Here is a 7,565-nt window from a genome sequence, read left to right on the forward strand (position 1 = left end):
CCGCGGAATTCGCGGCGGGGGTGTTCTTTTTTTCGGCGCACCGGGCGCGGCGGAAGCACGGTGCACCACCGCCCTCCAAAAGCAGCGCTTATATTTGGATGCTTTCCATAATTATTTTTGTTTTGCCTAAAAAAAAATATTCAATTTCCACATTTTTAGGGCGATTTTTGATTTACAAGGCATTTAAACCGTGCTATACTGATCTTGTTTTACAGGAGCCGGTCAACCCATCCGGCATCGTTCTTGCATAACGCATTTAGAGCCACTTTTGGCAGGAAAGGATGGTCTTTCTTGGAGACAACCAGCGCAGTCCTCATGAAGCAGGTCACTAAGCGCTTCGGCGAAGTCGTCGCCAACGACGGCGTGGACCTTGAACTTCGGCGCGGAGAGATTCTCTCCCTTTTGGGAGAAAACGGCAGTGGAAAAACCACGCTGATGAATATGCTCTCCGGCATCTACTTCCCCGACGGGGGCCAGATTTATGTAAACGGTCAGGCCGTGAGCATCTGCTGCCCCAGAGACGCGTTTGATCTGGGCATCGGTATGATTCATCAGCATTTCAAGCTGGTGGATGTGTTTACCGCAGCGGAGAATATCGTTCTGGGCCTTACCGGAGAGGGCAAGCTGGACCGCAAGGCCATCGCGGCAAAGGTCAAGAATATTGCGGACAAATACGGGTTTGACATCGACCCCAACCAGAAGATTTACGATATGTCCGTCTCCCAGAAGCAGACGGTGGAGATTGTAAAGGTCCTCTACCGGGGCGCGGATATCCTGATTTTGGACGAACCCACCGCTGTACTTACTCCTCAGGAAACCGACAAGCTGTTTGCCGTCATGCGCAATATGAAGGCGGACGGCAAGGCGTTGGTCATCATCACTCATAAGCTACACGAGGTGATGGACGTGTCCGACCGCGTGGCCGTGCTGCGCAAGGGCAAGTTCATCGGAGATGTGTCCACCTGCGATACGGACCCCCAGAAGCTCACCGACATGATGGTGGGCCGGGCCGTGGAGCTGAATATCGACTGTCCCAAGGCGAAAAAAACCACCGAGCGCATTGAGATTCAGCACCTCACCGTAAAGGATAAGGACGGGGTCCCCCGTCTCAGCGACGTGAGTTTTACCGCCCGGGGCGGTGAAATCTTAGGCATCGCAGGCATCGCCGGTTCCGGCCAGAAACAGCTTTTGGAGGCCATTGCCGGTCTTCAACTCTGCGAGCCGGGCAGCAGCATTCTCTATAAGGATGAGGAGTGGAATCCGACCGCCCCCGCCAACGATCCCGAAAACGCCAAGCACGTTCACGAGTTGATCGGCAAATCCCCGCTGGACATTATGAAAATGGGCGTGGCCCTGTCCTTTGTGCCGGAAGACCGGCTGGGCATGGGCCTTGTCGCCAACATGGATTTGACGGACAATATGCTGCTGCGCAGCTATCTCAGCGGCCGGGGCGTTTTTGCCGACCGGAAAAAGCCCAAGAAGCTGGCAGAGACGGTGGTGGATGAGCTGGAGGTGGTCACGCCCAGCGTTGCCACCCAGATTCGTAAGCTCTCCGGCGGCAATGTGCAAAAGGTTCTGGTGGGCCGGGAGATCGCCATGAACCCCACGGTGCTGATGAGCGCCTATGCCGTCCGGGGCCTTGATATCAACACTTCTTATACAATTTACAACCTTATGACCGAGCAAAAGCTCAAAGGCGTGGCCGTGATTTACGTGGGCGAGGATTTGGACGTGCTGCTGGAGCTGTGCGACCGGATTGTGGTGCTGTGCGGCGGACAGGTCAGCGGCGTTGTCCCCCGCGAAGAAGCCACGAAAGAGGGCATCGGTCTGCTGATGACTCAGTTCAGGAAAGAGGGTGCAGCGTCATGAGCAAGCCTGAAACAGCCTGCGGCACTTCCGCTTGTGGCACCTCCAAATGCAGCGGCAGCGAACCCCTGATCCACATTTCAAAGCGCGTGGGCATCTCCAGAGAAAAGTCCTGGCTGATCCGGGGCGCCGCGCTGGCGCTGGCGCTGGTGCTCTCCGGCCTGATTATTTTCTCCATTGTTCACCTCAACCCCCTGAAGGTCTACGAGGCTATGTTTCAGGGCGCCTTTGGCACCTCCCGCCGCGCCTGGGTCACGATTCGGGACGCGATGATGATGCTGTGCATCGCCGTGGGGCTGGCCCCGGCCTTTAAGATGCGGTTCTGGAACATCGGCGCGGAGGGCCAGGTTCTGGTGGGCGGCATTGCCACCGCCGCGTGCATGATCTATCTGGGCGGCACACTTCCCACCCCGGTTCTGCTGCTGGTCATGCTGGTGGTTTCCATGATTGCCGGCGGCGTGTGGGGCCTGATTCCCGGCGTGTTCAAGGCCCGCTGGGGCACCAATGAGACGCTATTCACCCTGATGATGAACTATGTGGCTATCCAGCTTACCAGCTATGCCGTGTCCAAATGGGAAAATCCCGCCGGGTCCAACTCCGTGGGCGTCATCAACCAGCTTACCAAGGACGGTTGGTTCCCCAGCGTATTTGGGCAGGCATACATGCTGAATGTACTCATCGTGCTTATTATCGCCGTATTGATGTACAGCTATCTGAAATACTCCAAGCAGGGTTATGAGATCGCCGTGGTGGGCGACAGTGAGAACACTGCGCGCTATGCCGGCATCAACGTGCAGAAGGTCTATATCCGCACCATGCTTCTCTCCGGTGCGATCTGCGGCGTGGCGGGCTTTTTGGCGGTTTCCGGTTCGTCCCATACCATTTCCACCTCCACTGCGGGCGGACGGGGCTTCACCGCCATCATTGTGGCGTGGCTCTCAAAATTCAACACCTTTGTGATGATTCTCTTTTCCTTCCTTCTTCTGTTTCTGGAGAAGGGCGCCGTGGAAATTGCATCCCGGTACAACCTGAATAACTTTGTGTCGGACATCATCACCGGCATTCTGCTGTTCTGCATTCTCGGCAGCGAGTTTTTCATCAGCTATAAAGTCAGCTTCCGCCGCAAGCGTGGCGCAAGCTGCCCGGTGGGGAGGGCGGACGCATGACACAATTTATCTCTCTGTTTCAGGCGGCCATCGTCTTTGGAACAGTCATCCTGTTCGGCGCGCTGGGCGAAATCCTGACGGAGCGCTCCGGCAACCTAAATCTGGGTGTCCCCGGCATTATGTACTTAGGGGGCATCGCGGGCCTGATGGGTGCATTTTTCTATGAGGCGTCCACCACTTCCCCCTCTCCCGTTGCGGGCCTTCTGATCTCCATGCTGTGCTCCTTTTTGGCGGCTGCGGCGGGTGGACTGATTTTCAGCTTTCTGACCATCTCGCTCCGTGCCAACCAAAACGTCACCGGCTTGACCCTGACGATTTTTGGCGGCGGCGTTGCCAACTTCTTTGGCGGAAGCCTGAATAAGCTGGCCGGCGGCGTGGGGCAGATTTCTGTGGCAGTCACCTCTTCCGCATACCGGTCTTCCACACCTCTGGCCGATTTTGGAAGCGCAGGAAAGCTGTTCTTTTCCTATGGATTCTTGGCCTATGCGGCCATTCTGATCGCCGTGGCACTTCACATTTTCATGAGCCGGTCCCGCATGGGCCTGAATCTGCGGGCTGTGGGCGAAAACCCCGGCACCGCCGACGCGGCGGGCATCAGCGTCACCCGCAATAAATATCTGGCCACTTGCCTTGGCGCGGGCCTCTCCGGCCTTGGCGGACTGTACTATGTGATGGACTACACCAAGGGTACTTGGGCCAACGACGGTGGAATTGAATCTCTGGGCTGGCTGGCGGTGGCTCTGGTCATCTTCGCCACATGGAAGCCCATCGGCGCCATTTGGGGTTCCTATCTCTTCGGCCTGCTGTTCTGGATGTATTTCTACATCCCCGGTCTGAACCGCAGTTCTCAGGAGCTGTTCAAGATGCTGCCCTATCTGGTGACGCTGGCCGTGCTGGTGGTTGTCTCCATGCGCAACCGGAAGGAAAATCAGCCGCCTGCGTCTTTGGGCCTCCCCTATTTCCGTGAGGAACGGTAGTCAAAAACTTTCGGCAGTCAAATTTTAAGCGTTTAAGAACTTGCTTTGATGCCTTTTTTAAGGACGCTTATTTGAAAACAAGTTTATCGCCTGTGGGCGATGCAAGACAGGGCCCCGGGGAAGTAAATTCCCCGGGGCCCTGCATCTTTTCTTCCGTTCGTCCGCAGCGCGCGCTCCCTCTAAATAAATGCTTTTTTAAAGGAAACGGCCCAGGGAAGAGAGGTTTTATTCTCGTCGGAAACCTCTTCCCGTCGGAGCTTTTTACGTTTTCTCTGCCTGTTCGCTCCGGCTCTCTCGCCTGTCCGCCCACTCCTTAAAAAGGCGGCGGCCATCCCTCTTCCAGTCCTCCAGCAAGGACTGGGTTCCGGTTTTAAACAGCACTCCCACGGCAAAATTCAGCGCCGTCAACGTCTTTTTGTCCAACACCGCCAGCGCTTTTAATACGGCAACGGCGGACTTGGGTCCCTGTGCACGCAGCTCTGCCAGCGTGTCTGCGCTGGACGCGGACAGCACCTCGAACAGCGCGTCGGAGAATCGCTCTCTCTGCTCCTGATTGAGACCGTTTACCCACGCCTTCAGCACTCTGTCGTTCACTTCGATGTCGGTCATGTCGTCCACCCGGACAAATTCCGATCCCATTACGCACCAGGAAAAGCCGTCGTGCTGCAAAATTCCTATCTGCGTGGAATCCACCACGGTAAGTTCCTCCTCGTGCTCCATCAGCAGACCTACCACGGAGGACTTGGGCAGAATCGTGTGAATCCTGTCCGCGATCCGCCGGTGCTCTTCACGGCCCGTAAGCGTGGCCCGAAAGCCGGGTCCGTCGTTGTTGTAAACAGCAAGGATCCGATTCTGAACCGTTTTTTTAGAATGTACGGCGCTGTATACCGCCAGATTTCCGCCTTTAGAGTGGCCTCCGAGGTACAGCTTCCAGCCCCAGTATTGTCTGGCAACCCTGTCCACGTAGTCTGCCGCCCGTATCTGGGCGGGAACCGCGTCTCGAAGAGCCATGTCAAAGTTTTCCTTCCAGCCGACCAACGTGTCGTCCGTTCCCCGGAAAGCAAGGTACGCCGTCCGCCCTGGAAGCTCCACTGAAATGGCGGCAAACTGCTCCCGGCGCACCTCGTCCAGATGCTCCTCGCAGCAGCTCAGAAGCAAATCCTGAAACCGGACGGAGCCACTCAGCTTTTTCAGCATGCCCGGAATTTTCTCTGGAAGCAGTACACTCCTCTTTAGTTCCTTTTCTCTACCCTCGGCGAAGAAACGCTCCACCGCTTCACGCAGCGGCACACCGCCTTTCTCATCCACACCGGGGACGATTCCTTGGAAGTCAGCATAGGCCAACTCCGAAAAAATCAGGCTGTCAACTTCATTGAATGGCGCCTGAGAAAAGCTTAAATCCCCCCGCCAGTCAAGATAGTCCATCAGATTTGCCATGGAACGCGCCTCCTCCCCTTTTCTTTTCTTTATTATATGCGAATTCCTCCGTTTGGAAAGAGAAATCTTCCGGTCTATTTCAGACAAGCCCGTCATAGGCTGTACCACACTGCGGGTGTCTGCCCGTCCGCGCACAAAAGTGCGGGACTGGGCGGCGCGGGTTTTTGCGATGGGATGCGGTCGGCGGCACGCCGACTCTGTCCCGTCATCTTTACGGACAGAGGTGTACGGCATGGAACAAACCAGAAACGAAGTGGAGCTGTGCGGCACGGTGGCCGCCGCTCCCGGCTTTTCCCACGAGAACCACGGCGTCAGCTTTTACTGCGTTCCCCTGCGTGTGGAGCGTCTCTCCGGCCAGTCGGACTCGCTCCCCGTCCTTGTGCGCGCGCCCTTGCCGCCTTGTCTTGCGGAAGGCGAAAGCGTACATATTCTCGGCCAGCTCCGCTCCTTCAACAACAAAAGCGGCTGCGGCAGCCGTCTGGTACTGACGGTTTATGCCGCTTCCATGGAGCCATGGGACGGCAAACCGATCAACCGCGTTCTCCTGACCGGGACGCTGTGCAAGCCCCCCATCCTCCGCCGCACACCCCTTGGCCGCAGCATCTGCGACGTGATGCTGGCGGTGGGCCGCCGATATAGCCGGGCAGACTATCTGCCCGTCATTGTCTGGGGCCAGTTGGCGCAAAACGTCAGCCGCCGGAAAGTGGGCGAGCCCTTGGGCGTGGAGGGCCGATTCCAGAGCCGCATCTATACAAAGGTCGTGGACGGCGTACCCCAGCAGCGTACGGCCTACGAGGTTTCCGTCATGCATTTGACCGACGAACCGGACGAGGAGCCCTGAAACCTGTCTGTCTTACATAATTGGGCCGCAAAAAGCGTCAAAATATCCCTTGTGCGGCCTTAAAAAATGTTTTGTCCAACGTTGATTTAAAACTTTTGTAAGTTTTTTACCAGCAGTACCAATCAAAATAGCTAACACTGTGTCGCAACTGTGTATCGCAAAGTGCGGAGGGGATATCCCCTCCGCCTTTCCTTTATTGATACGGGTTCTTTTTCCACGAGATGTTGATTGACTTCCACACTGCATCCTTTTGTTCCCTTGACAAACCGCTTGCATCCAGCGCAGCTTTTGCTTCTGCCTGCGAAATACTTCCATTGTCGTTTCCATCCAATGTCCCTCGTAGGCTCATGTAGTTCTCAATAGAAATTCCAGCCTTGACAGCAATTTTTACTTTTTCATAGCTGCTGCCGACTAGAGCGGCTCCGTACTTCTCGTGCAAGGCGATGTATTCAGGCGCTGAAACACCGAGATCCCGTTTTGCGGACTGAGCATTGTCAATCCACGTGTCATTCACAGACCCAGTCGTCACGGTTTTGACTGCCTGTGCCTTTGCGTACTGGTACAGTTTGGCAACGTAATCGGCCTTTTCATCGTCTGTCATGGACTTATAATATTCAGCGCTTGTCGCCGCATTCAAAAGATTGTACTTTTCTTTTCCGAGGGCCACTGCGTATTTCAAATACTCGCCGGAGGACAGATTTTTTTCCTTTGGTACTCTATCTCCCCCCTGCTCCACAGAATAATTGACCTTAGTTTCGGCCCTCTGCGGAAATACAGACGTGCGCCCGGTCTTATCCGCAATCCGCTGAAGCTCCTTTTCGACAGGGCGCACCTTTACGTCAGAAACGAAGGCGGGGTTAAATACGTTGTTTGCCGTTCTTGCCGTCGCGCTGCCTTGCCCGTCCTCTCGGCCCCATGCGTCAATGTACGGGATTTGGTTGTAATCCACGCCGGGGATTTTGTTTGCAACTTTTCCGAAAAGATACTGTAAATCCGTTGGGACCTTGCTGTTTTTATCAACATAGGTTGTCTCGCGGACCTTATCGCCCGCCCGCTCAATCTGCCCTAGAGCTGTGGGAAATACCTGCGTCACGTAGCTGGTGAGCGCGGCGGTTATGATGGCTGCGACGACATTATCCCCCCTCTGGTTCGCGTACACTCCGCTCTCCACAACGTCATTCAGCCCTTGAAGCATGGTCATTTCAAGCATAGGATCGGAAATACTTTTAATGACAGATACCGTATCATCCAGGCTCAAGCCGCCGTCTTCCATCGTGG

General features: G+C 55.6%; 7 protein-coding genes. 5 read left to right on the top strand and 2 right to left on the bottom strand.

The features are described from left to right. The 4 genes from RTU96_RS12545 to RTU96_RS12560 all read left to right on the top strand — a co-directional run. A partial coding sequence (locus RTU96_RS12545; RefSeq protein ID WP_312636959.1) for a hypothetical protein occupies positions 1-251 on the top strand: 251 nt, incomplete at its 5' end. Between the two features lie 40 nt (positions 252-291). After that, on the top strand, positions 292-1,869 hold the full coding sequence (locus tag RTU96_RS12550) for an ABC transporter ATP-binding protein (RefSeq protein ID WP_397356999.1): 1,578 nt from the start codon (positions 292-294) through the stop codon (positions 1,867-1,869). Beyond that, positions 1,866-3,032, top strand: coding sequence for an ABC transporter permease (locus RTU96_RS12555; RefSeq protein WP_312636960.1), 1,167 nt, complete (start codon positions 1,866-1,868; stop codon positions 3,030-3,032). The genes RTU96_RS12550 and RTU96_RS12555 overlap by 4 nt, the downstream gene beginning before the upstream one ends. Further along, positions 3,029-4,009 carry an ABC transporter permease gene (locus RTU96_RS12560; RefSeq protein ID WP_312636961.1) on the top strand — a complete coding sequence of 327 codons (981 nt, stop codon included), beginning with the start codon at positions 3,029-3,031 and terminating at the stop codon, positions 4,007-4,009. The genes RTU96_RS12555 and RTU96_RS12560 overlap by 4 nt, the downstream gene beginning before the upstream one ends. A 261-nt stretch (positions 4,010-4,270) precedes the next feature. Here RTU96_RS12560 and RTU96_RS12565 read toward each other — a convergent pair whose 3' ends face one another. After that, positions 4,271-5,446, bottom strand: coding sequence for an Mbeg1-like protein (locus RTU96_RS12565; RefSeq protein WP_312636962.1), 1,176 nt, complete (start codon positions 5,444-5,446; stop codon positions 4,271-4,273). Between the two features lie 232 nt (positions 5,447-5,678). Between RTU96_RS12565 and RTU96_RS12570 the strand changes: the two genes are divergently transcribed. Next, the gene (locus RTU96_RS12570; RefSeq protein ID WP_312636963.1) at positions 5,679-6,287 is read left to right on the top strand and encodes a single-stranded DNA-binding protein; all 609 of its coding nucleotides are present in this window, start codon (positions 5,679-5,681) and stop codon (positions 6,285-6,287) included. A 193-nt stretch (positions 6,288-6,480) separates the two neighbouring features. Here the strand turns inward: RTU96_RS12570 and RTU96_RS12575 are convergent. Then, positions 6,481-7,565 (bottom strand): hypothetical protein (locus RTU96_RS12575; RefSeq protein ID WP_312636965.1); only part of this gene is annotated, 1,085 nt, incomplete at its 5' end.

It is taken from the genome of Oscillibacter sp. (genome assembly GCF_032018205.1).
In the GTDB taxonomy this organism is placed as follows: Bacteria; Bacillota; Clostridia; order Oscillospirales; family Oscillospiraceae; genus Oscillibacter.

Excerpts from the sequence above, each read along its gene's own strand:
- RTU96_RS12555 (WP_312636960.1), top strand. The coding sequence starts at position 1,866 with ATGAGCAAGCCTGAAACAGCCTGCGGCACTTCCGCTTGTGGCACCTCC.
- RTU96_RS12560 (WP_312636961.1), top strand. The coding sequence starts at position 3,029 with ATGACACAATTTATCTCTCTGTTTCAGGCGGCCATCGTCTTTGGAACA.
- RTU96_RS12565 (WP_312636962.1), bottom strand. The coding sequence starts at position 5,446 with ATGGCAAATCTGATGGACTATCTTGACTGGCGGGGGGATTTAAGCTTT.
- RTU96_RS12570 (WP_312636963.1), top strand. The coding sequence starts at position 5,679 with ATGGAACAAACCAGAAACGAAGTGGAGCTGTGCGGCACGGTGGCCGCC.